The organism is Kitasatospora sp. NPDC002227, assembly GCF_040296285.1.
GTDB lineage: Bacteria > Actinomycetota > Actinomycetes > Streptomycetales > Streptomycetaceae > Kitasatospora.
On record NZ_JBEOWY010000040.1, the window covers coordinates 24,409 to 51,182 of the forward strand.

28 protein-coding genes are annotated in these 26,774 nt (G+C 72.8%); 8 read left to right on the forward strand and 20 right to left on the reverse strand.

The genetic code is table 11. The annotated features are described in order from the left end of the window. Positions 1–215: 215 nt before the first annotated feature. Positions 216–1,064 (forward strand): ECF subfamily RNA polymerase sigma factor, BldN family, encoded by an 849-nt coding sequence (locus tag ABT095_RS28115; protein WP_350532332.1) that lies wholly within the window; start codon positions 216–218, stop codon positions 1,062–1,064. A gap of 253 nt (positions 1,065–1,317) precedes the next feature. Then, entirely contained in the window at positions 1,318–2,502 is a 1,185-nt protein-coding gene (locus ABT095_RS28120) for a DUF5667 domain-containing protein (protein ID WP_350532333.1), read from the forward strand. Between the two features lie 102 nt (positions 2,503–2,604). On the opposite strand, the gene ABT095_RS28125 is transcribed toward ABT095_RS28120, so the two are convergent. The 9 genes from ABT095_RS28125 to proC all read right to left on the reverse strand — a co-directional run bounded on the left by ABT095_RS28125 (position 2,605) and on the right by proC (position 10,310). Then, the gene (locus ABT095_RS28125) at positions 2,605–3,264 is read right to left on the reverse strand and encodes a zinc ribbon domain-containing protein (protein ID WP_350532334.1); all 660 of its coding nucleotides are present in this window, start codon (positions 3,262–3,264) and stop codon (positions 2,605–2,607) included. A 37-nt stretch (positions 3,265–3,301) separates the two neighbouring features. After that, complete coding sequence (locus tag ABT095_RS28130; RefSeq protein WP_350532335.1) at positions 3,302–4,312, reverse strand: lysophospholipid acyltransferase family protein; 1,011 nt, start codon at positions 4,310–4,312, stop codon at positions 3,302–3,304. A gap of 7 nt (positions 4,313–4,319) precedes the next feature. Further along, positions 4,320–5,351, reverse strand: a complete 1,032-nt coding sequence (locus tag ABT095_RS28135; protein ID WP_350532336.1) for an NAD-dependent epimerase/dehydratase family protein — start codon at positions 5,349–5,351, stop codon at positions 4,320–4,322. A 187-nt stretch (positions 5,352–5,538) separates the two neighbouring features. After that, positions 5,539–5,655, reverse strand: coding sequence for a 30S ribosomal protein bS22 (locus ABT095_RS28140; RefSeq protein WP_425311139.1), 117 nt, complete (start codon positions 5,653–5,655; stop codon positions 5,539–5,541). A gap of 126 nt (positions 5,656–5,781) precedes the next feature. Continuing rightward, a complete protein-coding gene (locus ABT095_RS28145; protein WP_104820917.1) occupies positions 5,782–5,991 on the reverse strand; it encodes a helix-turn-helix domain-containing protein in 210 nt (69 codons plus the stop codon). A gap of 258 nt (positions 5,992–6,249) precedes the next feature. After that, positions 6,250–7,437: an acetoin utilization protein AcuC gene (locus ABT095_RS28150; protein WP_350532337.1), complete on the reverse strand. Its 1,188-nt coding sequence runs from the start codon at positions 7,435–7,437 to the stop codon at positions 6,250–6,252. A gap of 85 nt (positions 7,438–7,522) precedes the next feature. Further along, on the reverse strand, positions 7,523–8,734 hold the full coding sequence (locus ABT095_RS28155; protein WP_350532338.1) for an MFS transporter: 1,212 nt from the start codon (positions 8,732–8,734) through the stop codon (positions 7,523–7,525). Positions 8,735–8,826: 92 nt separating this feature from the next. Continuing rightward, positions 8,827–9,477 carry an HAD family hydrolase gene (locus ABT095_RS28160; RefSeq protein WP_350532339.1) on the reverse strand — a complete coding sequence of 217 codons (651 nt, stop codon included), beginning with the start codon at positions 9,475–9,477 and terminating at the stop codon, positions 8,827–8,829. An 11-nt stretch (positions 9,478–9,488) separates the two neighbouring features. Then, positions 9,489–10,310: a pyrroline-5-carboxylate reductase gene (gene proC, locus ABT095_RS28165; protein ID WP_350532340.1), complete on the reverse strand. Its 822-nt coding sequence runs from the start codon at positions 10,308–10,310 to the stop codon at positions 9,489–9,491. 175 nt (positions 10,311–10,485) lie between these two features. On the opposite strand from proC, the gene ABT095_RS28170 reads away from it, so the two are divergent. The 4 genes from ABT095_RS28170 to ABT095_RS28185 all read left to right on the forward strand — a co-directional run bounded on the left by ABT095_RS28170 (position 10,486) and on the right by ABT095_RS28185 (position 14,347). Then, on the forward strand, positions 10,486–12,021 hold the full coding sequence (locus ABT095_RS28170) for an extracellular catalytic domain type 1 short-chain-length polyhydroxyalkanoate depolymerase (RefSeq protein ID WP_350532341.1): 1,536 nt from the start codon (positions 10,486–10,488) through the stop codon (positions 12,019–12,021). 73 nt (positions 12,022–12,094) lie between these two features. Then, entirely contained in the window at positions 12,095–12,541 is a 447-nt protein-coding gene (locus ABT095_RS28175; protein ID WP_350532342.1) for a hypothetical protein, read from the forward strand. Positions 12,542–12,646: 105 nt separating this feature from the next. After that, positions 12,647–13,054, forward strand: a complete 408-nt coding sequence (locus ABT095_RS28180; protein ID WP_350532343.1) for an SCO2583/SCO2584 N-terminal domain-containing protein — start codon at positions 12,647–12,649, stop codon at positions 13,052–13,054. A gap of 99 nt (positions 13,055–13,153) precedes the next feature. Continuing rightward, positions 13,154–14,347: an SCO2583/SCO2584 N-terminal domain-containing protein gene (locus ABT095_RS28185; protein ID WP_350532344.1), complete on the forward strand. Its 1,194-nt coding sequence runs from the start codon at positions 13,154–13,156 to the stop codon at positions 14,345–14,347. A gap of 9 nt (positions 14,348–14,356) precedes the next feature. On the opposite strand, the gene ABT095_RS28190 is transcribed toward ABT095_RS28185, so the two are convergent. The 7 genes from ABT095_RS28190 to ABT095_RS28220 all read right to left on the reverse strand — a co-directional run bounded on the left by ABT095_RS28190 (position 14,357) and on the right by ABT095_RS28220 (position 21,998). Beyond that, complete coding sequence (locus ABT095_RS28190; RefSeq protein ID WP_350532345.1) at positions 14,357–14,857, reverse strand: hypothetical protein; 501 nt, start codon at positions 14,855–14,857, stop codon at positions 14,357–14,359. 82 nt (positions 14,858–14,939) lie between these two features. Next, on the reverse strand, positions 14,940–16,784 hold the full coding sequence (ilvD, locus tag ABT095_RS28195; RefSeq protein ID WP_350532346.1) for a dihydroxy-acid dehydratase: 1,845 nt from the start codon (positions 16,782–16,784) through the stop codon (positions 14,940–14,942). A 96-nt stretch (positions 16,785–16,880) separates the two neighbouring features. Next, positions 16,881–17,642 (reverse strand): class I SAM-dependent methyltransferase, encoded by a 762-nt coding sequence (locus tag ABT095_RS28200; RefSeq protein WP_350532347.1) that lies wholly within the window; start codon positions 17,640–17,642, stop codon positions 16,881–16,883. Between the two features lie 44 nt (positions 17,643–17,686). Further along, complete coding sequence (locus ABT095_RS28205) at positions 17,687–18,490, reverse strand: sugar phosphate isomerase/epimerase family protein (protein WP_350532375.1); 804 nt, start codon at positions 18,488–18,490, stop codon at positions 17,687–17,689. 389 nt (positions 18,491–18,879) lie between these two features. Beyond that, the gene (locus tag ABT095_RS28210) at positions 18,880–20,457 is read right to left on the reverse strand and encodes an LCP family protein (RefSeq protein ID WP_350532348.1); all 1,578 of its coding nucleotides are present in this window, start codon (positions 20,455–20,457) and stop codon (positions 18,880–18,882) included. Beyond that, complete coding sequence (locus ABT095_RS28215) at positions 20,450–21,028, reverse strand: DUF6542 domain-containing protein (protein WP_350532349.1); 579 nt, start codon at positions 21,026–21,028, stop codon at positions 20,450–20,452. Before ABT095_RS28215 ends, ABT095_RS28210 begins: the two co-directional genes overlap by 8 nt. Positions 21,029–21,242: 214 nt before the next feature. Continuing rightward, a complete protein-coding gene (locus ABT095_RS28220; RefSeq protein ID WP_350532350.1) occupies positions 21,243–21,998 on the reverse strand; it encodes an alpha/beta fold hydrolase in 756 nt (251 codons plus the stop codon). Positions 21,999–22,087: 89 nt separating this feature from the next. Between ABT095_RS28220 and ABT095_RS28225 the strand changes: the two genes are divergently transcribed. Beyond that, the gene (locus ABT095_RS28225; protein WP_350532351.1) at positions 22,088–23,047 is read left to right on the forward strand and encodes a Ppx/GppA family phosphatase; all 960 of its coding nucleotides are present in this window, start codon (positions 22,088–22,090) and stop codon (positions 23,045–23,047) included. A 1-nt stretch (position 23,048) separates the two neighbouring features. Here ABT095_RS28225 and ABT095_RS28230 read toward each other — a convergent pair whose 3' ends face one another. From ABT095_RS28230 to ABT095_RS38895, 4 genes are all read right to left on the reverse strand, one after another. Beyond that, entirely contained in the window at positions 23,049–24,002 is a 954-nt protein-coding gene (locus tag ABT095_RS28230; RefSeq protein ID WP_350532352.1) for a cytochrome c oxidase assembly protein, read from the reverse strand. Between the two features lie 71 nt (positions 24,003–24,073). Further along, positions 24,074–24,514: a hypothetical protein gene (locus ABT095_RS28235; protein WP_350532353.1), complete on the reverse strand. Its 441-nt coding sequence runs from the start codon at positions 24,512–24,514 to the stop codon at positions 24,074–24,076. Next, positions 24,514–25,680, reverse strand: a complete 1,167-nt coding sequence (locus ABT095_RS28240) for a WXG100 family type VII secretion target (RefSeq protein ID WP_350532354.1) — start codon at positions 25,678–25,680, stop codon at positions 24,514–24,516. Before ABT095_RS28240 ends, ABT095_RS28235 begins: the two co-directional genes overlap by 1 nt. Positions 25,681–25,700: 20 nt before the next feature. Next, a complete protein-coding gene (locus tag ABT095_RS38895) occupies positions 25,701–26,015 on the reverse strand; it encodes a DUF2563 family protein (protein ID WP_502885031.1) in 315 nt (104 codons plus the stop codon). Positions 26,016–26,137: 122 nt separating this feature from the next. On the opposite strand from ABT095_RS38895, the gene ABT095_RS28250 reads away from it, so the two are divergent. Next, positions 26,138–26,758 (forward strand): hypothetical protein, encoded by a 621-nt coding sequence (locus tag ABT095_RS28250; RefSeq protein WP_350532356.1) that lies wholly within the window; start codon positions 26,138–26,140, stop codon positions 26,756–26,758. The last annotated feature ends 16 nt before the right edge of the window (positions 26,759–26,774 follow it).

Here is a 26,774-nt window from a genome sequence, read left to right on the forward strand (position 1 = left end):
ACCTCGCCTGCCAGGTCCGGTCAGTTCCAGCTGAATATGCACGCGAAGCGGATCTCAAACGACCACTTCGGCCACAGGGTGTAGCTGTCATTGCACAAAGCGTTATTCTCTCCTGGATGCACGCCACCCACGCGTCCCGTGTGACGGGGGGTCAGGAAGTGTGCTCTCCGCGCAGGCGGAGGTGATCCGTCCACAGTTCTGCCTCTGGGAGTCCCGTGTACCCACCCGTCCGGAACGACGCGCCTGCCACCTCCCGCCCGTCGCCCGCCCCCCTGCGCTCCCGTGCGCGCGTCGACCGGCTGTGGGCCGCGATCCGCGAGTTCGAGCTGTACGTGCCCCAGGTGGCGCCCCAGCCGGCGCTCGCGGGCGGCACGTTCGGGGCGGCCCCGCCGGGCGCGCTGCTCCGCTCGACCGCCACCAGCGGCACCGGGACGGCCGGCTCCCGCAGCCGCGGCACCACCATCGGTGGCAGTCGCAGCCGCGCCCGCACCACCCCCAGCCCCGGGTTCGAGACCGAGCACAACCCGATCATGGAGCTGGTCGAGAAGGCGCAGAACGGCGAGAGCGAGGCCTTCGGCCGCCTGTACGACCACTACTCCGACACCGTGTACCGGTACATCTACTACCGGGTCGGCAGCAAGGCCACGGCCGAGGACCTCACCAGTGAGACGTTCCTGCGCGCGCTGCGCCGGATCGGCACCTTCACCTGGCAGGGCCGGGACTTCGGCGCCTGGCTGGTGACCATCGCGCGCAACCTGGTCGCCGACCACTTCAAGTCCAGCCGGTTCCGGCTCGAGGTCACCACCGGCGAGATGCTCGACTCCAACGAGTGCGAGCGCAGCCCGGAGGAGTCCGTCCTGGAGTCGCTCTCCAACGCGGCCCTCCTGGACGCCGTCCGGCGCCTCAACCCGCAGCAGCAGGAGTGCGTCACGCTCCGTTTCCTGCAAGGGCTTTCGGTCGCGGAGACGGCCCGGATCATGGGCAAGAACGAGGGGGCCATCAAGACCCTCCAGTACCGCGCCGTCCGTACCCTGGCACGTCTGCTGCCCCCCGACGCGCGGTGACTGCGCCGATAACGATTCATGTCGTCCGGCCGTCATCGGCGCAGGTCGGACGACACGTGCGGGTGAATGAGCGATCACATGATCAGCCGTGCGTAACCAGCACCGGGCGCCGCTCGTTGGCCAGCATGCAAACCCCCACCGGCCCAACGGTCAAGCAAGGTCAGGGACTGTCACCCGATGGTGTGGTTTTGGCTTGCCGGAGCAACCGTCCGGTGGGCCGGGGTGTCGACAACGACGAAGGGAGGTGTGGCCCGTGACGGCAAACGTGCTGGAGCACCGGCGGGCGAAGGCCTTCGCCGAGGCGCTGGAGGCCCACCGGAGGGAGCATCTGGCGGTACCGGACGACGGTGCCGCCGAGGCGAGTTCGCCCACCGGCGCACTCGCGGAGCTGCTGTCCGTGGCGGACGAGCTGGGTGGCCTGCCCAGGCCCGAGCTGAGCGGGGAGGCCCGGGCGGTCCAACGCGCCCGGCTGATGGCCGCGTTCGAGCAGGAGTGGGCCGGCGGCCAGACGGCCCGGGTGCCGCAGCAGCGCAAGCACCGGGGCATCCGGGCGGCGCGGCGCGGGCGTTGGGGGCGCAGGCTGGCAATCGGCGGCCTGGTGGCCGGAGTTGCCGTCGGCGGCTTCACCGGCGCGGCCTTCGCCAGCTCGAACGCCCTGCCGGGGGACGCGCTCTACGGCATGAAGCGCGGCCTGGAGGGCCTGCGGCTCGACCTGGCGGGCTCGGACACCGAGCGCGGCGAGCTGCTGCTCGACCAGGCGTCCACCCGTCTCGAGGAGGCCCAGAGCCTGCTCGGCCGGGCCGGCACCACCTCGGGGCTGAGCCCCGATTCGGTGGAGCAGGTCCGCCGGGCGCTGGACGACATGCACGCCGAGGCCGCCCGCGGGCGGGACTTGCTGCGCTCCGTCTACCGCAGCAACGGCTCGCTGGCGCCGATGCGCAAGCTCGCCACCTTCGCGGACGGGGAGGACGGCCGCTGGGCCGCGCTCCAGGGCCAGCTGCCCCCGCAGCTCACCTCCCAGGCCAGCAAGGTCGACCAGCTCTTCGGTGACATGAACGAGGACGTCGCTCCGCTGCACCTCGACCAGCCGCAGGGCAAGCCGGCCTCCCAGGGCACCGCCCCCGCCCCGTCGCTGAGCGGCCCGGCCGCCCAGGACGAGCCGCAGACGAGCGAGGCGCCCACGGCGGCGGGTGGCGGTGGCAGCGCAGCCACCAGCCAGCAGCCGCAGCAGGGCGGCGTGGTGGGCGATCTGGTCCACTCCCTGACCGGCCCGCTCACCGGTGGCGGCACGGCCCCCACCGGCAACGGAGCAGGCGGCCCGTCCGCCAAGTCCGCCCCCAGCTCGGCGCCTTCGGCCGCCCCGGCCACCCCGGAGGGCGGCCAGGGCCTGACCATCCCGCCGCTCCTGCCCGGTCTGCTGCCGGGCCTTCTCGGCTAGGGGAAGTTGCACCCACCCAGGGGCGCGGGGAACTGCGCGAAGTCGGATGGCGACGACCTGTTGCCTCCCGCAGCGCGCAGGGCCTCGCGCCCCTTGCCGTGGCTACCGTCGTGTCCCGCAGGTGGGGCAGAAGGCGGAGCCGTCCGGGACGGTCGCCTGGCAGGACGTGCAGTTGCTGGGCTGGGCCAGGCGGTAGCCGCAGGCGCCGCAGAAGGCCGAGCCGTGGGTCTCGTGGTTGCACTGGGGGCAGACCAACTGCCGGGGTGCCGAGACGTCGTAGGCCTGGCCGGCCTGCTGGCCGGCCCCGTAGGCGTTCTGCGTGACCATGTCGTTGACGCCCCGCTGCCGGGCCGCCTCGGCCTCCGCCGCCGTGTCCGGGGCGCAGTTGTGGCAGAGCCCGACCTGCGGGCTGTAGCAGCGCTCGCACACGTACGAAGTGCACCGCGCGCAGCGCTTGAAGTGCCCCTGGGCCTGGGTGATGGCCCGCTGGAACGCGGAGTCCCGCGAGTTGCCCCAGGTGGCGCCCGCGAGGCCGTCGGCCGCGTTGGAGATGGTGCCGCCGTTGCCGCCCAGCACGCTCCAGGCGGCGGAGACGCCCTTGCTCACCCAGCTCGCGGCCCGGCCGGTGGTGAAGGCCTCGAAGCCCGAACGCCAGGTGTCGTAGCACCGGGAGCAGTGGAACTCGAACTGGAAGCCCGCGCCGGTGCCGTACTGCTCGCACAGGTCACGGTAGTTGTTGCTGAAGTAGATCTCGTTGCTCATGAGCCGAACGCCCCCACAGAGGTGACCAGAGAGAGGCTCAGAAGAATACCGATCGCCGCTGCATCAGCAGCTTGTAGAGCGTGTGCTGAATTGTTTCCCGCACCTCGTCGGTGAGGTTGAAGACCAGCATCGGGTCGTCCGCGGCCTCGCGCGGCAGGCTGTCGGTGGGGATCGGCTCGCCGAACTGGATGGTCCACTTGGTCGGCAGCGGCAGGGCTCCGAGCGGGCCGAGCCAGGGGAAGGTGGGGGTGATCGGCAGGTAGGGCAGGCCGAGCAGGCGGGCCAGCGGCTTGAGGTTGCCGATCATCGGGTAGGTCTCCTCGGCCCCGACGATCGAGCAGGGCACGATCGGCACCTGGGCCTTGATCGCGGAGGCGACGAAGCCGCCGCGGCCGAAGCGCTGCAGCTTGTACCGCTCGGCGAAGGGCTTGCCGATGCCCTTGAAGCCCTCCGGCCAGACGCCGACCACCTCGCCGCGCTCGAGCAGGGCCTGGGCGTCCTCGTTGCAGGCCAGGGTGTGGCCGGCCTTGCGGGCCAGCTCGCCGATGCCGGGCAGCACGAAGACCAGGTCGGCGGCGAGCATCCGCAGGTGACGGCGGTTCGGGTGGTGGTCGTGTATGGCCACCTGGGTCATCACGGCGTCCAACGGGATGGTGCCGGAGTGGTTGGAGACGATCAGCACGCCGCCCTCGGCCGGGATGTTCTCGATCCCGCGGACCTCGATCCGGAAGTACTTCTCGGCGACCGGCCGCAGCACCGAGAGGATGACCTCCTCGGTCAGCTCCTGGTCGAAGCCGAACTCGTCCACCTCGTAGTCGCCGGTGAGCCGGCGGCGCAGGAAGGCCAGGCCGCTCGCGGCGCGGTCCTCCCAGCCCTTGCCGAGGGCCCGGTCGGCGGCGGCGCCCAGCGGGCCGGCCAGGGCCCCGCCCACCGCGCCCGCGATCTTCTCGGCCAGGCCGGCGCCGGACGTCCCGGTGCCCTGCCAGCTCGGGGCGGACTCGATCGGGATCACCCGCGCCTCGGCGGCCTGCTCTCTCGCGGCGGTCATCGCAGCCTCAGCTCCTCGGCAGGTGGTGGGTGTGGTCGGTGGGGAGCAGCCCGGTCAGCCGGTCGGTGACGGCGGTCAGCCGCTCGGGCGGCAGCAGGCCGGAGCGCTGGGCGGCGGCGAACTCGGCGAAGGTCTCGGCGGTGGAGCGGCGCGGCAGGCCGTCGAAGGCCGAGCGCAGCGCGGTGGTGTCCACCACCCGGCCGTGGGTGAGCAGCTGGAGCTGCTCGGGGGAGATGTCGGCGATCCGGGTCTGCCGGGCCAGCGCGGCGACCACCCCGAGCGCGGGGGCCGGCAGCGGCACGGTGGGCCGCCCGAGCCGGCGGGCGCACTGGGAGAGCAGCAGCACGCCCTCCCCGGCCACGTTGAAGGTGCCGGGCCGGTCCTCCTGGGCCGCGATCCGGAGCACCTCGATCACGTCGTCCTCGTGGACGAACTGCAGTCGGGGGTCGTGGCCGAGCACGGTCGGCAGGACGGGAAGCGCGAAGTACTCGCCGAGCGGGGTGTCCCCGGCCGGGCCGAGGATGTTGGCGAAGCGCAGCACCGTGACGGCGCAGTCCGGGCGGCGGCGGGCGAAACCGCGCACGTAGCCCTCGGCCTCGGTGGCGTCCTTGGCGAAGCCGCCCCGGGGCAGGTTCTTCGGCAGCATCCGCTCGCCGAGCACGGCCGGGTCACGCGGGGCGGAGCCGTACACGCCGGTGGTGGACTTCACCACCAGCCTGCGCACCCCGGGGGCCTTCTGGCAGGCGCCGAGCAGCTGCATGGTGCCGATGACGTTGCGCTCCTTGACGGCGGCGCGGCCGCCGGGGCCCACCGCGCTGACGTCCAGGTGCACGACGGTGTCGACCTCGTGCTCGGCGATCACCCGGGCCACCGTGGGCCGGCGCAGGTCGAGCCGGTGGAAGACGTAGCCGGCCTCGCCGGCGGGCTCGCGGGCATCGACACCGACCACCCGGTCGACCCCGGGGCACCGGCTCAGCTCGGCAGCGAACCGGTCGCCGAGGCGCCGGGCGACCCCTGTGACGAGCACGACCTTGCCCACCTGCAGCACCCTCCTCGCACGCTCCCCCGGCCTTCGGCCGGGAGGTCCCCCCGGCAGCACCGTACCGCGCGGACGATTGAGCGCCGCTAACGCGGGCCCGGATGTCTGAAGTCTCCGAGAGCCGCGGAGACAGCACTGCCCGCCCCGGCTGGTGCCGAGGCGGGCAGAAGAAGCGTCTACCGCAGTATTACTTCTTGTTGCGACGCTGAACGCGAGTCCGCTTCAGAAGCTTGCGGTGCTTCTTCTTGGCCATACGCTTGCGACGCTTCTTGATGACAGAGCCCACGGAACAACCCTCGCTCACTGAGACTCGCGCCCGTGAGAGACGGAGTCCATACGACTGACGGAGGGCCTAGCCTACCTTCCGTGCGCCCAGCACCGTAATCGTGTCCCCAACGAGTGGGAAACCGGTGGTGGACTACGCGGACTTCTAGGCGCTCTCGAGGCGCACGTAGGACTCCTTGAGGTAGTCGTGCACCGCCTGCTCGGGCACCCGGAAGGAGCGGCCCACCCGGATCGCCGGGAGCTCTCCGCTGTGCACCAGGCGGTACACCGTCATCTTGGACACCCGCATGACCGAGGCAACCTCGGCCACGGTCAGGAAGACGACCTCCTGCAGGGGGCGTTCGCCGGAACTCATGACCCTCACCCGACCCTTAACCCGTGTGCAAGGCACCGGCTTCCCCTCCGGTGACTCCACCGGCACACGTGTATCCCCAGAGTAGTTATGGGTGGTACCAGTGGGAAGAGGGAGAAGCCCAGTCTCTGTACGGTGCGAGATGCGTCTGTTGCAGTACGTAGTCACTCGACGGGTTGGCGCAATCCGGGTACGCACCGAGCTCCACCGGCGCGGGCGCCGGGCGTGCACGCCCTCACCCCTCGGTGCGAGCGGGGCCGGTCAGGGCAGCAGGCCGTGGTGCGGGTAGACCGCGCGGCGGGCGGCGAGGATCGCCTGGTCAAGGCGGTCGCCGGGGTCGTAGCCGGCGTCCTCGAAGTCCCGCCAGTGCGGGGTCGCGCCGTCGGTCATCCGGGCGGGGGCGGTCCGTCCGGTCGTACGCCGCACCTCCGCGCGCCAGGCCTCGGGGGTTTCGGCGGCCGGGTCGAGGGGGTGGCCGGCGGCGGTTGCGACCAGGTGCGTCCACGCCCGGGGCACCACCTCCACCACCGCGTACCCGCCCCCGCCGAGCGCCAGCCAGCGGCCGTCGGCGTGGGTGTGGGCCAGCTCGTGCACGGCGGCCGCCGCCACCCGCTGGGCGTCCAGGCTGACGGCCAGATGGGCGAGCGGATCGTCCACATGGGTGTCGGCACCGTGCTGGCTCACCACCACCTGCGGCCGGAACGCCGCCAGCAGGCCCGGCACCAGCCCGTGGAAGGCCCGCAGCCACCCGCTGTCACCCGTCCCGGCCGGCAGCGGCAGGTTGGCCGCCGAACCGGGCGCCCCCGCGCCACCGGTCTCGGTGGCCCAGCCGGTCTCGGGGAAGAGCGAGGCGGGCGTCTCGTGCAGCGAGACCGTGAGCACCCGGGGGTCGTCCCAGAAGGCCTGCTGCACGCCGTCGCCGTGGTGCACGTCCAGGTCCACGTAGGCGACCCGCTCGGCGCCCAGCTCGAGCAGCCGGGCTATCGCGAGGGCGGCGTCGTTGTACACGCAGAAGCCCGAGGCCCGGTCGGGCATCGCGTGGTGCAGGCCGCCCGCGAAGTTCACGGCGTGCCGGGCCGAGCCCGCCCAGACGGCCTCGGCGGCGGCCACCGACTGGCCGGCGATCAGCGCGGCGGCCCGGTGCTGTGCGGCGAAGGCCCAGTTGTCGTCGGTGCCGAGGCCGTGGCGCGGATCGCTCCGCGAGGGGTCGGCGGCCACCCGCTTCACCGCCTCGACGTACTCGGCGGAGTGCACCAGCCGCAGGGTCGAATCCCCCGCCGCAGGGGCAGCCTTCACCGCCACCCCGGGCGCCACGTCGAGGCCGAACGCCTCCACCAGCCGCATGGTCAGCGCCAGCCGCGTCGGGTCCATCGGGTGCCCGGGGCCGAAGTCGTACCCGGTGACACCCTCGTCCCAGTACAGCTGAAGGCCACACTCAAGCTCGGACATGCCACCACCGTAGCCCTAGGCACCGGAGCAAGTTGCACCGCCTGGGGGCGCGAGGAACTGCGCGAGGCGGTAGACCTCAGGCCTGTCAGCTTCCGACTTCGCGCAGTTCCTCGCGCCCCTTGGTGAGTGCAACTGTCCCTCCGCCGAAGTGCGAAGCCAGTGGCAGGACCGCCAGGACCAGCAGCATCGGCGCCAGCATCGCCAGCCGGTACGACGCCGCGTCGGCGATCGCGCCGACCAGCGGTGCGCCGATCAGGAAGCCCACGTAGTTGAAGAGGTTCAGCCGGGCCACCGCCGCGTCCGAGTCGGCGGGGAAGAGCCGGCCGCCCGCCGCGAAGACCTGGGGGATGATCGCGCAGATGCCGAGCCCGAGCACGGTGAACCCGGCGATGCCCGCCCACGCCCCGGGCGCGGCTGCGGCCAGCAGGAAGCCCAGCGCCGCCACGGCGGAGCCGGCCCGCACGACCACCCCAGCCCCGAACCGCTGCACGGCCCGGTCCCCGACCGTCCGCCCGAGCAGCAGCGCGACCATGTAGCCCAGGTAGGAGAGCTTGGCCAGGTCGTCCGGGCTGCCCAGCCCGTCCGTCAGGTACTTGACGCTGTAGTTGGAGACCGAGGCGTCCGCGATGTACGCGAAGGCCATCACGGCGCACAGCGGCAGCAGCGGCCGCCACGGGATCGACCGGGCCGCCGCCTCGGCGGCCTCGCGGACGGCGTCGCCCAGCTCGGCCCGCCCGGCGAAGCGGGTGCCGACCAGCAGCGCCAGCGGGACGAGCACGGCGGCGGTGAGCCCGAACAGGGTGCGCAGGCCCAGGTCGTAGTGCGAGCCGAGCCCGGCGATCGCCGCGCCGAGGATGCCGCCGAGGCTGAACGCGGCGTGGAAGCCGAGCATGATGCTGCGCCCGTACCGGCGCTGCAGGCCGACCCCCAGCATGTTCATGCTGGCGTCCAGCGCACCGACGAGCAGGCCGAACCCGCCGAGGGCGAGCGCCAGTTGCCACAGGGTGTCGCCCAGGCCGGCCCCGGCCAGCGCCAGGCAGACGGCGGGCTGCACCACCCGCAGCACCGAGCGGGCGCTGCTGCGCCGCACCAGCCACTCCGAGCTGATCGAGCCGACGCCCGCCAGGATCGGCACCGCCGCCAGGAAGACCGGCAGCAGGCCGTCGCTGAGGCCGTACTGTTTCTGGATCTCGGGGATGCAGGTCACCAGCACCGCGAAGGTGGTGCCCTGCAGCAGGAAGCTGACCGCGAGCGCGGCCCGCGCCTGCCGTAGGCGCGGGGTGATGTCCTCCGCCATGACCAAACCTCGCTACTCGCCGGTACGTTGATGTTGGCGAGAGCGTAGGTGCTGGAACGGATTTGCGGGAGGGGTCCGGCAGGCAGAGTTGTTCAGACCAGGAGCTCCAGCACCTGGTCCAGACCGGTCAGCAGGCCGGTGGCCCCGGCTCCGGTGAGCTTGGCCGGGTCGGTGAGCGCCGCGTAGCCGTACACGTCCATCCCGGCGGCCCGGGCGGCGAGCACGCCGTTGCGGCTGTCCTCGATCACCAGGCAGCGGGCCGGGTCCGCGCCCAGGGTGCGGGCGGCGTGCAGGAAGAGGTCCGGGGCGGGCTTGCCGACGCCCACGTCCTGGGCGCTGAAGATCCGCTCCTCGGCGTGGTGGGCACGCAGGCCGGTGAGGTCAAGGGCGGTGCGGATCCAGGAGTGGTGCGCCGAGGAGGCCAGGCAGTACGGCACCCCGTCGCGCTGGAGCGCCTTCAGCAGCTCCTCCGCCCCGCGCACGGGCGCAAGCTCCCGCCCGAAGGCCGCGAACACCCGCGCGTGGAACAGCTCGTCGAAGCCCTCGGGCAGCTTCGCGCCGTACCGCTCGGCGACCACGTCGTGCACGGTGTGCGCGGCGCAGCCCATGAAGTCCCGGTACGAGTCCTCGATCGTCGTCGGGTACCCCAGCTCGGTCAGGTACTCGGCGAGCACCCGGTTGGAGATCGGCTCGCTGTCCACGAGCACACCGTCGTTGTCGAAGATCACCAGGTCGTATCGCATGATCCCTGAGATTACTTGCCGCCGGAGGCGAGCTCCCGCGAGCGGTCGCGGGCGGCCTCCAGGGCGCCGAGCAGGGCGGCCCGGACGCCGTGGTTCTCCAGCTCGCGGATGGCGGCGATGGTGGTGCCCGCCGGGGAGGTGACGGCCTCGCGGAGCTTGACCGGGTGCTCGCCGGAGTCCCGGAGCATCACCGAGGCACCGATCGCGGACTGCACGATCAGGTCGTGGGCCACGTGCCGGGGCAGGCCGAGCAGGATGCCCGCGTCCGTCATCGCCTCGACCAGGAAGTAGAAGTACGCCGGGCCGGAGCCGGAGAGCGCGGTGGCCGCGTCCTGCTGGGCCTCGGGCAGGCGCAGCGCCTTGCCGACCGAGCGGAAGATCTCCTCCGTGCGCAGCAGGTGCGCCTCCGTCGCGTGCGAGCCGCCGGAGATCACGCTCATGCCCTCGTCCACCAGCACCGGCGTGTTGGGCATCACCCGGACCACCGGGGTGCCCGCCGCCAGCCGGGCCTCGAACCAGGCGGTCGGGATGCCGGCCGCCGCCGAGATGACCAGCCGGTCGGCGCCCACGTGCGGGGCCAGCTCCTCCAGCAGGGTGCCCATGTCCTGCGGCTTCACCGCGAGGATCAGGGTGTCCGCGAGCTTGGCGGCCTCGGTGTTGGAGACGACGGTGGCGCCGTAACGGGCGGTCAGCTCCTCCGCCCGCTCCGGGCGGCGGGTGGTGACCAGGACGTCGGCCGGATCGGTGCCCGCGCGCAGCAGCCCGGAGAGCAGGGCCTCGCCGATCTTGCCGGTGCCGAGGAACGCGATCTTCTGTCCGGACCCGCTGCTCATGTCCGCTCCTTCGTGTCGGTACGTGCCGCCATCCTCGCACCGGCCCGCACCGGATCGCGGCTGCGTCCACGTGGTGAGCCGCCACCGCGCCGCGCCGCCGGGTGTCCGCCCGTACCGTCCCCGCGCCTTCCCGCCGGCCGTACCGTCGCGGCACCCCCACAAAGGAGCAGCCCCCATGACGCGTACCGGAAAAGGGTGGCCCGCCCTGGCGCTGCTGAGCCTGCTCGCCGGGCTGCTGGCACTGCTGCCCGGCCGGGCCCAGGCCGCCACCCTCACCCAGGTCACCGGCTTCGGCTCCAACCCGGGTGCGCTGCGGATGTACCGCTACGTGCCGGACGGGCTGCCGAGCGGCCGCCCGCTGGTGGTCGCGCTGCACGGCTGCACGCAGTCCGCCGCCGCCTACGACGACGCCACCGGCTGGACCCGGTGGGCCCGGCAGTGGGGCTTCGCCCTGCTGCTGCCCGAGCAGACCAGCGCCAACAACCCCAACAGCTGCTTCGACTGGTACACCCCGGGCGACTTCTCGCGTGACCAGGGCGAGGCGCTCTCGATCCGGCAGATGGTCGACCGGATGGTTTCCGACTACGGCAGCACCTCGGTCTACGCGACCGGCCTGTCGGCGGGCGGCGCCATGACGGCGGCCCTGCTGGCCGACTACCCGGACGTGTTCGCGGGCGGCGCCGTCGTGGCCGGGCTGCCGTACCACTGCGCCACCACCGTGGTCGAGGCGAGCACCACCTGCATGACCACCGGCCGCAGCCAGACCCCCGCCCAGTGGGGCGACCTGGTCCGCGGCGCCGACCCGGGCTGGACCGGGCCGTACCCCAAGGTCTCGATCTGGCAGGGAAGTTCGGACTCGGTGGTGAACCCCGCCAACCTCACCGAGCTGATGAAGCAGTGGACGGACGCCGACGGCACCGGGCAGACCCCGGCCGTCTCCGAGACCGTCGCCGGCTACCCGCACCAGGTCTACGCCGACGCGAACGGGCAGGCCCGGGTGGAGACTTGGTCGATCACCGGAATGGACCACGGGCAGCCGGTGGACCCGGGCAGCGGGGCCGCCCAGTGCGGCACGGCGGGCGCCTACCTGCTGGACGTCAACATCTGCGCCTCCTACTGGATCGCCAAGTTCTGGGGCCTGGACGGCAGTTCGACCACTCCGCCGCCCACCACTCCCCCGCCCGCCACCGGCTCGGTGACCCTCGCCGACGACACCGCCCACGACGGCTACGTCAAGGCCGCCGCCGACGGCAGCTCCCCGAGCGTCGGCACTCTGGCCGACTACCTCGGCCTGGCCGTCGGCCGGGGCGCCGACGGACTGCAGAACCGCGCCCTGCTCTCCTTCGACACCTCCGCCCTGCCGGCCGGCGCCGTGGTGACGGCGGCCCGCCTCACCGTCGGCTGGGCGAGCGGCAGCGGCAACCCCTTCGGCGCCGCCCACCTGGTGGTCGACACCCGCACCGGCTGCTTCGGCACCACCTGCGCCACCGCGCCCGAGGACTGGCAAGCCGCCCCCACCACCCCGGCCACCGCCACCCTCGCCCCCTTCACCTCCGGCACCCGCACCTCCACCGACTTCACCCCCGCCGTCACCCCCGGCACCCCCCTCCAACTCCGCCTGCGCTTCGACCAGCCCCTGCCCACCACCGCCTACCTCTTCCTCCAGCGCGGCACCCACGCCACCCTCACCCTCGACTACCGGCTCCCCTAGGGGCTGTGTGGCGGGGAAAACTCAGGGTCGGCCCCTATGGCTTCCGGCCTGCGGCAGGAGCACCGTGGAAGGCATGGGACACGGAGATTTGTCGCGGAGTGAGAGCAGGCAGCTCGCCGTCGCATCGGCGACGCTCGGGCCCTGGAAGACGGCGGCCGGGGTCGGCGCGGTGGTCGGCGGGGCGGCGCTCGGGATCGACCTGATCACCGGGCACTGGTCGACGGACATCCTGGCGGGGCCGGTCGGGCTGGCGCTGTTCTTCTTCTTCCTGGTCGGCACCGTCGGCGGCCGGGTGCGGGAGAGCGGCGACCGGCGGCTGCACCGCTGGGCCGAGCAGCACCCCTGGGAGTCGGCGCTGCCGGCCGCCGGGGCGCTGCTGGTGCTCAACACGCTGGCGCTGACCCTGCTGGGCAGCTGGGGCCTGTTCGGGGCGGTCTTCGCCTCGCTGCTCCCGGCCGGCCTGCTGCTGGTGATCGCCGGCGTGGTCGGCTCGGTCAAGCAGGCCCGCAAGGCGGGGTAGGGCCCGGGGCGGAAAGCGGAGGTACCGGTACGCATTGCTCACCGGGCCTCCGCATTCTGCTGCCTTCACTCCCGTTCGGGCCGGAGTGATCTGCATACTGGCGGCGTGCCGATCGCCGATGACCCAGACGCCCGCCCCGAGCCCGACCCCTTCGACGGCCTCGTGCTGGACGAGGACTTCGTCCGCGCCGCGACCGTCAAGGAGCAGTCCGGCCGCGCCCGGATGCTCGCCGCGAAGTGGAAGCGGGAGCCTCCGGAGCCCGTGCCGCCGCACGGCCACCCGGCCCCCCAGCCGCCCGGCCCCTCCCGCCGCCTGGGCGACCGGCTCGGCCGGCACTGGAAGACAGTGCTGATCGTGCTCGCCGTCTGCGCCATGGCCGTCCTCGGCCTGCAGCTGGGCGGCACCGCGAAGCCCGCCCCGACGCCGGCCCCCAGCACGGTGGTCACCACCCCGTCCGCACCGGCCGACGGGCCCGCGACCCCGACCGCCACGGCCGTCCCCAAGCTGATCTGAGGCGCGAACCGGGCGCTACCACCACAGAACGATCACGATGGCCGCCCAGCTCTCCCACCCACCTGCCACGGTGTCTGCGCACCTCTGCATACTGACCGCGTGCCGACCACCGAAGACCCAGACCAGCGCCCCGCCGAGGACCCGTTCGACAGCCTCGTCCTCGACGAGGACTTCGTCCGGGCCGCCTCCGTCAAGGAGCAGTCCGCCCGTGCCCGGATGCTCGGAGCTCGCTGGAAGAAGGAGCCCCCGCAGGACACGGCCTGGCGTTCGCCGACCGAGATCCGGCGCCGCCGGTTCGGCCGCCGGGCAAAGGTGGTGAGCCCGTGGGGCAGGCGGAAGCGGAACTGGCAGACGCCGCTGTACGTGGTGCTCGCCGCCGCCGTCGTGCTGGCCGCACTCAACACGAGTCGGCTGCACGACTGGTACGCGGACCGCTTCGGCGCGCAGGACGACACCACCAGCACGGTTGCCGCCAAGCCCGGCCCGAAGCCCTCGCACACCGTCGCCCCCGAGACGGCGGCGCCGACAGCCGCCCCGTCCGACGTCCCGGAAGGCCAGCCCACCGTGGACCACCCCTGGACGGGCTCCCCCGCCGCCGACTGGCCGGTCGGCGCGGCAGCGATCGTGCTGCCGCAGGCCAAGGCGATCGGCGCCTTCGACGCGGACGAGGTCACCGCACGCCTCCAGCGGGTCAAGGACTACCTGGTCGCCACCAACCTCGATCCGGCCGCACTCGCCGGCGGCTCCCCGCAGGCCGCCCTCGACGTGATGGACGACCAGGGGCGGGCCCACCTGGAGAACGCGCTGGGCAAGCCGACCAAGGAGCTCAACCCACTCGGCTGGGTCACCCGGATAGCCCCGAAGGAAGGGGTGCTGGTCGGGTCGACGGTGAAGGTCCAGGGCTGGACGAAGATCGAGGGTGACGGGGCGAACGGGCTGCTCGTCCACACCGACTACACGTACGTCTACCCGGTCCGGCCGAGCACCGACTCGCACCCGAGCGGCTCCACCTGGACCACCCGGGTGATCGAGCGGCGCGCCATCGACTTCCGCTTCTACGACCCCGCGCACTACCGGGTGGACCCGGAGAAGCTCTACCAGGCGCAGTCCAACAGCGACAGCGCGGGCGCCGCCTGCAACGACGACGACGGCTTCCTGCACCCGGACTTCCCCAAGTACAGCTTCGGCGACTCGATGCCGACGGCCACCGGCACCCCGTCCGACCCGTACGACCACACCAAGCCGCTCACCCCGGACCCGAACCCGACCTGCGGCACCGCCTCGCGGGTCTGACGCCCTGCCTCAGGCCTTCCGCTTCCGGTCCGGGCGGCCGGTGCGGCCCGCCTGGCGGCGCTCGTACGCCTGGACGGCCTGGTCGTAGCTCGCCCGCTTGACCGCCTCGCCCGGGGCCTCGACCAGGCTGCGGAGGAAGTAGGCGAGCAGGGAGCCGACGCAGCCGATGGCGAAGAGCGCGCCGAGGGACTTCTCCTCGGCCATCCAGCCGGTCAGGTTCTCCCGGCCCTCGGTGAGCAGCTTCCACATCCGCAGCGCCGCCAGGCAGGAGCAGACGGCGATCGCCGCGACCAGCAGCCCGTAGACGAACCCGCCGGCGTCGGACATCCGCACCCCGTCGACGCCGAACTTCAGCACCACGGCCACGGCGGCGGCCGCGAGCAGGGCGCCGACCGGCACCAGCACCCGCCGCAGCCGGTAGTCACCGCCGCGCTCGACCCAGCTGGTGCCGAACCAGCGGATCGGCTCGGGGGCGGGGGAGGTCTTGCGGGCGCTCTGCTGCTCGGTCACGGTTCCGATTATTACGCGGTGGCTCACTTGCACTACTTAGGGGCGCGGGGAACTGCGCGCCCCTAAGTAGTGCAACCGCAGGTCAGCCCAGACGGCTGACGTCCCGCACCGCGCCCTTGTCGGCGGAGGTGGCCATGGCGGCGTAGGCCCGAAGCGCTGCGCTGACCGGGCGGACGCGGTCCTTGGGCCGGTAGCCGGTGCCCGCCTCCAGCTTGAGGCGGCGCTCGTGGAGCTCCTCGAAGGAGACCTTGAGCTCCACCGTCCGGGCGGGGATGTCGATGGCGATGATGTCGCCGTCCTCGACCAGGGCGATGGTGCCGCCGGAGGCGGCCTCCGGGGAGGCGTGGCCGATGGACAGGCCCGAGGTGCCGCCGGAGAAGCGGCCGTCGGTGATCAGCGCGCAGGCCTTGCCGAGGCCGCGGCCCTTGAGGAAGGAGGTCGGGTAGAGCATCTCCTGCATGCCGGGTCCGCCCTTGGGGCCCTCGTAGCGGATGACGACCACGTCGCCCTCCTTGACCCGCTTGGTCAGGATCGCGTCGACGGCGTCCTCCTGGGACTCCAGCACGACGGCCGGGCCGCTGAAGGTCCAGATCGACTCGTCCACCCCGGCGGTCTTGACGATGCAGCCGTCCTCGGCGAGGTTCCCGTACAGCACGGCGAGGCCGCCCTCGACCGAGTACGCGTGCTCCACCGAGCGGATGCAGCCGCCGGCCGCGTCGGTGTCCAGCGACTCCCAGCGCTCCGACTGCGAGAACGCGGTCGCCGAGCGCACGCAGCCCGGGGCGGCGTGGAAGAGCTCGACGGCCTCCTCGGTGGCGGCGCCGCCGCGGATGTCCCAGTCCCCCAGCCACTGCTCCAGCGAGGGCGAGTGCACGGTGTGGACGTCCTTGTTGAGCAGCCCGCCGCGGTGCAGCTCACCGAGGATGGCGGGGATGCCGCCGGCCCGGTGGACGTCTTCCATGTAGTAGCTGCCGTTGGGGGCGACCTTGGACAGGCAGGGCACCCGGCGCGAGATGGCGTCGATGGCCCGCATGTCGAAGTCCAGCTCGGCCTCCTGGGCGGCGGCGAGCAGGTGCAGGATGGTGTTGGTCGAGCCGCCCATCGCGATGTCCAGGGCCATCGCGTTCTCGAACGCGGCCCGGGTGGCGATCGCGCGCGGGAGCACCGAGGCGTCGTCCTCGAAGTAGTGGCGCTTGGTGATCTCCACGATGGTGCGCCCGGCGTCCTCGTAGAGGGCCTTGCGGGCGGTGTGGGTGGCCAGCACCGAGCCGTTGCCGGGCAGGGCCAGGCCGATCGCCTCGGCCAGGCAGTTCATCGAGTTCGCGGTGAACATGCCCGAGCAGGAGCCGCAGGTCGGGCAGGCGTTCTCCTCGATGATCGCGATGTCCGCGTCCGAGACGTTCTCGTTCACGGCGTCGGAGATCGCGTTGACCAGGTCGAGCTTGCGCACCGTGCCGTCGACCAGGGTGGCCTGGCCGGCCTCCATCGGGCCGCCGGAGACGAAGACCACCGGGATGTTGAGGCGCAGCGCGGCCATCAGCATGCCGGGGGTGATCTTGTCGCAGTTGGAGATGCAGACCAGCGCGTCGGCGCAGTGGGCGCTGACCATGTACTCGACCGAGTCGGCGATCAGGTCGCGCGAGGGCAGCGAGTAGAGCATGCCGTGGTGGCCCATGGCGATGCCGTCGTCCACCGCGATGGTGTTGAACTCGCGGGGGATGCCGCCCGCCTCCTTGATCGCCTCGGAGACGATCCGGCCGACCGGCTGGAGGTGGGTGTGCCCGGGGACGAACTCGGTGAAGGAGTTGGCGACCGCGATGATCGGCTTGCCGAAGTCCTCGCGGGCTACGCCGGCGGCCCGGAGGAGCGCCCGGGCGCCTGCCATGTTGCGACCGTGGGTGACCGTACGGGACTTCAGCTCGGGCACTGTGACTCCACTCCTTCGGTGGCGGCTGTCGACAGCCGTGGGTCTGACGAGCCTACGCCCGCCGTCCACCCGGCGGACGCGCCGTCCGGCATGCGGTCACCCCTTGGTGGCCACGGTGAGGTCCAGGCGGTACGGCTCGACGATCCGCCCGTCCGGGAAGAGCCCGAGCAGGACGGCCCGCTCGTGCTCCAGCAGCCGCTCCCGCGCCTCGGGCTCGACCACGGCGAAGTAGGACTTGGACCGCAGATCGGTGATCGCGCTGTCCACCGTGACGGTGCGCTCCCAGTGCAGCACCGCGGTGGCGGTGGTCAGCTCGTAGGCGTCGAGCGGCTCGGTGACGGCGTTCATCGTGCCGTAGTAGTGGTACGAGGGCAGGGTGGCCGCGAAGCGGTCCTCCTGCTCCTGGAGCCAGGGCGCCGCCTCACGGTCCTTGAGGTTCCACCACAGGGCCAGCGAACCGCCGGGGCGCAGCACCCGGACCGCCTCGGGGACCGACTTCGCCGGATCGGTCCAGTGGAAGGCCTGGGCATACGTGACCAGGTCGGCCGAACCGTCGTGGAAGGGCAGCTCGTCACCGCCGGCCTTGACCACCGGGAAGCCGGGGGTGACGGCGCGCAGCTGGTCGGCCATGCCCTGGCTGGGCTCGACGGCGATCACCCGGGCGCCGCGCGCGGTCAGCAGGCGGGTGGCGATACCGGTGCCCGCGCCGACGTCCAGCACGTCGGCGTCCTTGAGCGGCCGCCCGGTGAGCCGCTCGATCTCCTCGAACAGCGCGTCGGGGTAGGAGGGCCGGGCCGCGTCGTACTCGGCGGCGACGGCGCCGAAGGACTCGGCGTGCTGCTGGTGGACGTCCGTCATGTTCTCCCCCAAGGAACGGTGTACGACCAGCCTAGCCAGCGGGCTCAGCGCCGGCGGGCCGGGGTGGCGAGGTGCAGGCGGGTGAAGGCGAGGGCCTCGGCCAGATCGGCCTCGCGTTCGGCGGGGGAGGTGGCGCGCCGGGTGTTGACCTCGAGCACCACGTGGCCGCCGAAGCCCGTCCGGGCGAGCTGCTCCAGGAGCTCGGCGCAGGGCTGGCTGCCCCGGCCGGGGATCAGGTGCTCGTCCTTGCCGGAGCCGAGGCCGTCGGCCAGGTGGATGTGGGCCAGGCGCTCCCCCATCCGGTCGACCATGCCGAGGGCGTCCACCCGGGAGGTGGCGGCGTGCGAGAGGTCGATGGTGAAGTGCCGGTAGTCCTCCTCCGTGACGTCCCAGCCGGGGGCGTAGGCGAGCATCTCGCGGTCCCGGTAGCGCCAGGGGTACATGTTCTCGACGGCGAAGCGGACGTCGGTCTCGCCCGCCATCCGGCCGATGCCCTCGACGAACTCCCGGGCGTAACCGCGCTGCCAGCGGAACGGCGGGTGCACCACCACCGTGTCGGCGCCCAGCTTCTCCGCCGCCGCCCGGGCCCGGACCAGCTTGGTCCACGGGTCGGTGGTCCAGACCCGCTGGGTGATCAGCAGGCAGGGGGCGTGCACGGCGTGGATCGGCATCCGGTGCGCGTCGGCCAGGCGGCGCAGCGCCTCGATGTCCTGGCTGACCGGGTCGTTCCAGACCATCACCTCGACCCCGTCGTAGCCGAGCCTGGCGGCCAGTTCGAAGGCGGTGACGGTGTTCTCCGGGTAGACGGAGGCGGTGGAGAGCAGCACCTTGGTGTCGGGCACGTGCAGTTCGGGGTGCGGCGGCAGGACGAGCCGGTCGGTGGTGCGCAGCAGCGGCGCCGCCTTGGCGGCCCGAGCGCGCTTGACGGCCTTGACCGCCTGGACGGCCTGCGAGGTCTTCGCCGACTTCACGGCCTTGGCGGACTTCACGGCGGTGGCGGCGCGGGCCGCCTTCACGGCCTTCACGGCCTTGGCCGCCCGCTTGGGCTCGGCCTCCGGGCCGCCGTCGCCCTGCGCGGCGGCCCGGCGCCGGCGGGCCGCCCGCGGCTGCTCCTCGGCGCCACGGGCTTCCCGCGACCTGTCCTCGTCCGCTGGTTCCGCCACGGGAAACAGCGTATGCGGCCCTCCGGCCGAATGGGACCGCACCCGCCCGACCCCGGTCACTCTGTCAAAGGGGGTCAGTTGACGCAGGGGATACCGCCCGCCTTGACGGCCGGGCCCTGCATCGGCAGCGAGTCCGAGGACTGCCCGGGCCCGTCCGGACCGCCCGAGGCGGAGGGGGCCGCGCCGCCGGGGGCGGTGTAGTTGGCGCCGAGGGTGACGGTGACGTGCCCGGCCGCCGTGCTGCCCAGCGGGGTGGCCGTGGTGCCGTAGCGGGCCGCGACCGCCTCCGCCGCGGCCTTGGCGCCGCTGCCGTACGTGACGGTGGTGGCCTTCGGGCGGGTGGTGGCGGTGCCGATCCGGCCCTCGGTCAGGCCGAGCGCGGTGAGCGCCTTGGACTCGGTGCCGGCCGCGCGGGCGACCGAGGAGCCGTTGAACACGTCGACCGTGCCGCTGAGCCGCTCGGGCGAGGAGCCGGCGCTCTCGGCAGCGGCCGAGGGGCCGGCCGAGGAGGGCGCCGAGGAGGGCGCGGCGCTGCCTGCGGGCGCCGGGTCGTGGCCGGTCAGCTGGCGGACGATCCGCTTGATCAGGTCCGGGTCGACGGTGTTGACGTCCTCCCCGTTGATCGTCTTGAAGCCGGTGATCGGCAGGGTGTTGAACTCGACGTTGCCCCCGGTGAGGTTGGGCGCCTGCTGGGCGAAGTCGAGGATGTTCCAGGAGTCGTCTATCACCACGTCCTTCTTCACCACGTCGAAGAGCGACTGCAGCTTGCCCAGGTCACCGAAGATGCCCTGCTGCTTGAGCTTGTACTCGACGGAGGAGATGAAGGCCTGCTGCCGGTGGGTGCGGTCGAGGTCGCCGCCGGGCAGGTTGTGCCGCTGGCGGACGAAGGAGAGCGCGTCGGCGGCGTTCAGGCTGGAGATCCCGGCGGGCAGCTTGAGCCCGGTGCCGCCCCCTTCGTGGGTGGCGGTGCGGGCCACGATCGGGTCGCTCACCGCGTGGTTGAGGCAGACCTGGATCGGCTCCAGCGCCTTGGCGATGTCGTAGAAGCCGATCAGGTTGACCTCGGCGAAGTGGTCGATCGGGATGCCCAGGAACTGCTGCACGGTGGCCAGCGTGGCCGCCCGCCCGGCCTCCCGGCTCTGCCGCTCCAGCTGGGCCTTGGAGAGCCCCTTGCCGCCGAGCTTGGCCTCGGCGCGCGACTTGGCGATGTCGTACGCCTCCTTGATCTTGTGCATCCTGCCGTCGGCGCCGACGGTCTGCACGTAGTCGTCGCGCGGGATGGACAGCGCGGTGACCTTGCCGCCGTTGGCGGGGATGTGCAGCACCATCAGGGTGTTGGTGTTGTAGCCGCCGATGTCGCTGGAGGAGCCCGCGTGCAGCTCCTCGGAGACCACCTGCGAGGGCAGGTCGTTGCCGTCCATGTCCTTGCGGCTGTCCAGGCCGATCAGCAGCAGGTTGACCGAGTTGTCCAGGTGCGGCGGGGCGCCCTTCTTGAGGCCGTTCAGCGCCCCGGACTTGGTCAGGCCGTCGTTCAGCGCGTGGTACTCGTACCAGGTGAAGCCGCTGGCTCCGAGCACGGCGGCCGAGACGGTGCAGGCCAGGGCGCGGCCGAGCAGCAGGCCGGGGGCACGGCGGGAGCGTCGGTCAGCCACGGCGGGCCCCCTCGCCCCGGCGGCCGTCCTCGCCGCGCCGGCTGACGGCGCGGCGGACGGCCGCCCGGCGCAGCCGGAACAGCACCACGAGCAGGGCGGCGGCCAGCGCGGCGAGCATCACCGGGAAGCCGTCCACGGCCCAGCCGATCGCGCCGGCGCCCACCGCCTTGGCGCCCTGGTACTTCTCGGCGTCGCCGACCAGCTCGGCCACCGCCGTCACGGCGAGCACCACCGGCGGGGCCGCCGGCACCACCCACCACCAGCCGGGGCGGGACACCACTGCGGTGGCGGCGCCCGTGCCGAGCACCGCGCAGACGGCGAAGACACCGCCGACCCCGGGGCCGGTCGCCTCGTCCACGGCCGCCCCGAGCAGGGGCAGGCCGAGCAGCAGCAGGGTGGCCGGCGGGCCGGTCCGGCGGCGGGCCTGCGGGCGGGGGCGGCGGCCCGGGGTACGGCCCGCGGGGTGTGGCGCGGGCCGGCCGCCGTGCGCCGCTCCGGCCGGCGCGGGCACCCGCTGCTCGCGCCGGAGCGCGGGCGCCGGGGCGGCCTGACTCCTCCGCTGGTCACTCACGTCACTACCCCTGTCCGGTCGGCCGACGAACGCGGCGGCAGCCGTCGGCCCGGCCGCCCGGGCCGGGGCAGCCACCCCTTCCAACCCGGACGCCGGACACGCCGACGCCGGTTGCGCCGGGCCCGCTGCCCACCGCACCCTTAACGACCCCGTGCACGGTAGGTGTCAGAACCGCCCCCGTCCCCGAGCCGCGCCGGGGCGGCCCCCGGCCGGGCTAAGAGCCGAGGAACGCTTCGAGGGTGGTGGCGAAGGCGACCGGGATCTCGTACATCGGGTAGTGGCCGGAGTTGGCCAGCACCTCCAGCTCGGCGGCCGGGTAGTGGGTGAGCCAGGTGCCCTGCATCGCCTCGGGGGTGAGCGCGAGGTCGTGCTCGCCGACGAAGACCTTGACCGGGAGCTTGGCCCCGGCGATCCGGTCGGCGAAGTCCTGGGTCGTCCAGTCCTCCAGGTAGGCCTGGACCGCCTCCGGGCGGGAGGTGGCCACCGACTGCGCCGTCATGCTGTCCAGCCAGACGCCGGTGGCCCGCTGCCCGGTGACCAGGTCGAGGATCGCCCTGCGGTTGGCCGGCTGCGCCGCGGCGCCGTGGAACAGGCCGTACGCCTCGCCCTCGAGCACGTACGCCGAGGCCGGCACCGGCGCCACCCCCACCAGCTTGCGCACCCGCTCCGGCGCCTCGGCCAGCACCCGCTGCGCCGCCTTGCCGCCCATGCTGTGGCCGATCAGCGAGAACTGCTGCCAGCCCAGCTGGTCGGCCAGCGCCAGCGCGTCCGCGGCGATCTCGGCCAGTGTGAACTCGCCGGCCACCTCGGCCCGCTCGCCGTAGCCCCGGTAGTCCAGGAAGGCGTAGCTGAACCGCTCGCCGTCCAGGTGGTCGAGGAACGCGCCCCAGCCGGCGGCGGTGCCGAACCAGTCGTGCAGGGCGATCACCTTGTGCGGGCCGGTGCCGACGGTGCGGTGGCTGATCGTCATGAAGCTGCTCCCGAGGGTGGCGTAAAGGTCGGCAGGGAGCTACCCATGCGGCTCCGGCCGCAACCGGGGATCGCGTAGCGTGGGCGGTTATGCGACTCGGTGTGCTCGACGTAGGTTCCAACACCGTCCACTTCCTCGTGGTGGACGCCCACCCCGGTGCTGCCCCGCTGCCCGCGTACTCGCACAAGGCGGAGCTGCGGCTCGCCGAGCTGCTGGACGCGGACGGCGCGATCACCGAGGGCGGGGTGAGCAAGCTGGTCGGCATGGTCGCCTCCTCGATCCGGGTGGCCGAGGACAAGGGCGTGGTGGACCTGCTGCCCTTCGCCACCTCCGCCGTCCGGGAGGCGGCCAACGGCGAGGCCGTGCTGCGGCGGGTCGCCGAGGAGACCGGGGTCGAGCTGCGGGTGCTCTCCGGGCAGGACGAGGCCCGGCTGACCTTCCTCGCCGCGCGCCGCTGGTTCGGCTGGTCCTCCGGGCGGCTGCTGGGCCTCGACATCGGCGGCGGCTCGCTGGAGATCGCCTGCGGCCTCGACGAGCAGCCGGACGTGGCCTGCTCGCTGCCGCTGGGCGCCGGGCGGCTCACCGCCCGCCTGCCGGGGGACGTCGCGGACCCGGACGACGTCCGCGAGCTGCGGCGCTACATCCGGGCCGAGATCGCGCAGGTGGCCGGCGAGTTCGCCCGGCTCGGGGCGCCCGACCACGCGGTGGCCACCTCCAAGACCTTCAAGCAGCTGGCCCGGATGACCGGCGCCGCCAGTGCCGAGGCCGGTCCGCTGGTGCCGCGCCGGCTGAGCCGGGCCGGGCTGGGGGCCTGGGTGCCGCGGCTGGCCGCCATGACGGTGGCCGAGCGGGCCCGCATCCCCGGGGTCTCCGAGGGCAGGGCCAGACAGCTGCTCGCCGGGGCGCTGGTGGCCGACGCCGCGATGGACCTCTTCGGCCTCGACGAACTGACCATCTGCCCCTGGGCCCTGCGCGAGGGCATCATCCTGCGCCGCCTGGACGCCCTGGACTCCCCGTCCGAACGCCGCCCGGCGCTGACCACGGGCTGAGTCAGCGGCGGTAGCGGTCGGCGAAGCGGGGGTCGGTCTCCCACCAGGGGCGGTCGCTCTCCGGCTCCTCCTGCTGAACGGGTACGGCGACCGCCTCCTGGGCGTCCAGGGCGCGGTCGACCTCCACCGTCCGGGCCCGCTCCTCGCGGATCACCCGGACGATCAGCGCGACCATGAACGGCAGCCCGGCGATGTCGCCGAGGCCCCAGAGCACGGCCCCGCCCCACTGCTGGTCCAGCTGCGGGCCCATCCCCCAGGGGCGGGCCAGCTGGGCCCAGTAGTCGGGCACCAGCTGGTGCGAGCCGAAGACCAGCACGAAGCCCAGCGCCGCGTCGAAGATCACCTCGACCACGGTGATCACCACCCCGACCATCGGGTGGTAGTGCCGCCCGACCGGGTCGAGCTGCAGCCGGGGCCAGAAGTAGGCCAGGCCGAACAGCACGAAGGACACGTGGAAGACGGTGTTCCACAGGCCCGAGGTGAGCGAGAGCCGGTACCAGTCGGTGAAGTAGAGCAGCCACGGCGGCACCACCAGCACCACCGTCGACACCAGCGGGAACATCAGCACCTTGGAGACCCGCCCGCGCAGCGCCGCGAGCACCCGCTCCCGGCCCTGTTCCCCGGCCAGCTCGGCCAGCACCGTCACCGGCGCGCCCATCGCGAGCAGCAGCGGCACCACCATCAGCAGCACCACGGCCTGCACGGCCCGGTCGGTGAAGAACAGCTTCTCGTACACCCCGAGCCCCGAGCTCACGGTGAACAGCCAGAGCACCACCCCGAGCACGAACGCCAGCGTCCGGCCCGGCGCCCACGCCTGCCCGCGCGCCCGCAGCCGCCCGAGCCCGGCCAGGTACCCGCCGAGCCCGAGCAGCGCGAGCGCCGTCACCACCGGCTCGAACTGCCACTCGGTGAAGACCCGCCCGAGCGACCACTCCGGCGGCAACGTCCCGATCACAACCATCACACCCTTGTACTCCGGCCAGCCCGTCGATTCTGGCACCAGGCCGGCCGGAGTCCGGACGGCCCCTACGGCCTACCGGGGGTGTGCGGACCGAAGCAGACCAGGTAGTCCCGGCGCTTGTGGCCCGAACGGTACGAGCCGGAGTGCTGCCCGATGGTGCCCGGCACGCCCTGGCAGCTGCGGGTGATCGGCAGCACGTCGAACCGCTTCAGGACGATCGCGTTGGCGGTCGGCGCGGAGCACTTCACCACCTTCTGGAAGTGGCGGCCGGCCGCGTCGTACTGCACGCAGTTGCCGGTGATCGGGCCCTTGCTGCCCTTGAACAGGAAGGAGTAGGCGGACCACCCGGCGAGCCCGAGCACCAGGACGCCCAGGAGGACGAAGCAGCCGCAGCCCTTCCCGAAGAACCGCTTCTTCTCCGGCGGCGCCGACGGTGGCGGGGTCTGGTACGGCGGGCCGAACTGCGGCGAGCCGTACGGGTCGCCGGGGGGCATCGGGTTGCTCATCAGCCGAAGGCCGTCTCTATCCGGGACCGGTCCACCCGGTACGGCTGCGGGTCCTCGTCACCGAGCGCGTCCCCGACCACCGTGCCCTGGAGGCGGTAGCCGATCTCGCCCTCGACGGCCTGCTTCACGGCCGGGTCCCTGCGCGTGTCCTGGACGACCCCGAGCACGGAGTCCTTCACCGCGCCGGCGAGCCCCGTCGGCCGCTCGTCCTCCTCGCCCTCCGGCGGCTTCGGGCCACGGCGCAGCCGCCCCTCGGCGGAGACGCGGTCGTCGTCGGCGTCGCCGAAGAGCGTGTGCTTGACCCCGTCCTCGACGTGGCTGGTGAGCTGGTCGGTGAGGTAGCCGTCCAGCTTGCCCGCGGCCTTGCGGGCCGCGAGGTCGGCCAGCTTGCCGCCGACGCCCTCGAGGGACTTGGCCTCCTTGGCATCCTTGGCGATCTTGCCCAGGCCCTCGCCGCCCTTCTCCACGTCCCGGACGGCATTGAGGGCGGTCTTCACCTCCTTGAAGGCGCTCAGCGCCTCCTTGGCGTCCTTCAGGCTGCGGACGGCCTTGACGGCGGTGTTCAGCTCCTTCAGCGCCTCGACCAGCTTCTCCAGGCTGGTCGCCAGCTCCTCGGAGACCTTGGCGACCCGGGCGATGAAGGCGGAGATCTCGACGGCGTCCAGCATCGCGCCCGCGATGGCGCCGAGGCCGAAGGTCAGCACGGTGATCACGGCCTCGGCCGCCAGCGAGGCGGCCAGCGCCTCGATCGCCTCGCTGATGATGTCGACCACCATGCCCTCGGCGAGCGCGCACATCGTCGCCGCCTGGTTGATGATCTGCGCGGTCTGATCCATGCCCTCGGCGGTGGAGTCGAGCGCCTCGACCACCTCGCCCATGTGCCGGCCGAAGGCGTCGGAGGCGTCGCCCTCCCACTGCGCGGCCACCGAGTTGCCCTCGGCCCGCAGCTGCTCGGAGACCGCCCGCACGGCCCGCGCCTGGGCCTGCCACTCCTCGGCGGCCGCGTTCAGCGCGTCGAGGTCACCGGTGACCTTCTCCAGGTAGTGCATCAGGCCGCTCGCCTTGAGCGCAGCCTCCACCTTGCCGTCCAGCCAGCCCGTCAGCCCGCCGTGGGAGGGCTTCTGAGCCGGGGTCAGCGGCGCCGTGGGCTGCGGACAGGGTGCCATGGTCCAGGCGTAGGCCTCGCTCACTGCGCACCCCCGAGCCCCTGGGCGAGCTGCTGGTCGTGCCGGCCGTAGCTGTCGACGGTGGCGCTCAGCCCTTCGCCCGTCATCCCCAGCGCCTCCACCAGATCCGCCAGATTCTGCACATTGGCCTCGGCGTGCTGGGCGTACATCTGGTGCAGATGCCCGGCATTGGGCAGATGACCGAATGCGCCCCCCGGGAGTGATATGCCCGCTATTGCCGAACGGGCTTGTGACAATTGCCCGTTCTGCTCCCCCACCACCGAGGCATATCGCCCCAATGCTTCAGTATGCACCCGAAATCCCGTGCCCCCCATGGGCGTTGCTCCCACTCTTCAGTTCCGTCGAAAGCAGCACATCGTACTGGATGACGGGCAAAGGGCTTCCCTCTAAGGTAGTTCGGTCGCACTGAACTAGGAGATTCACCCTGAACCCGCACGTGAACCAACAACTCCGCCACGGCGAGACCGTTTTCGGCAGCTTCGACCTCGCCCTGGACCGGCTGCTGCCGCTGTACTTCGACCCGGAGCGGTTCGCGGGCGATGTGCTGCTGATGCCGTTCCGCTGGCTCTGGGACGGCATCCGGTCCGTCCTGACGGCCGCGATACCCCCATGGGTGCGCGAACTGCTCGGCCTGGACCGGCGCTACCGCCAGTACGGCCTCTACCCCTGGAGCCGGTTCTACCGGACGGTCCGCCGACCGCTGCACGGCGGCTCCTGGCACGGCGGGCGGGGGAGCACCGCCGGGCGGCTCTGGCTGGCTGTCCGCACCTCGCCCGCGCGGCTGTCGCCCGACCACCGCGACTTCACCCTGGTGCTGACCGACCAGCGCCTGCTGGCCTTCAGCCGGGTCCGCCTGAGCGACCCCCGGCCGGTCTTCGAACTCCCCCGCGGCTCCTACCGCCTGCGCCCGGACACGCCTGGCTCCTGGTGGAACCGGCGGATCGACCTGGCCTTCCCCGACGGCTCCTGGATCGCGCTCAGCGCCGCCTCCTGGTTCTTCGGCTACACGGACCAGGAGGAGGCGAAGGTGAAGGCGCTCACCGACCTGCTGCGCTGAGAATGGTCGGTCTGAG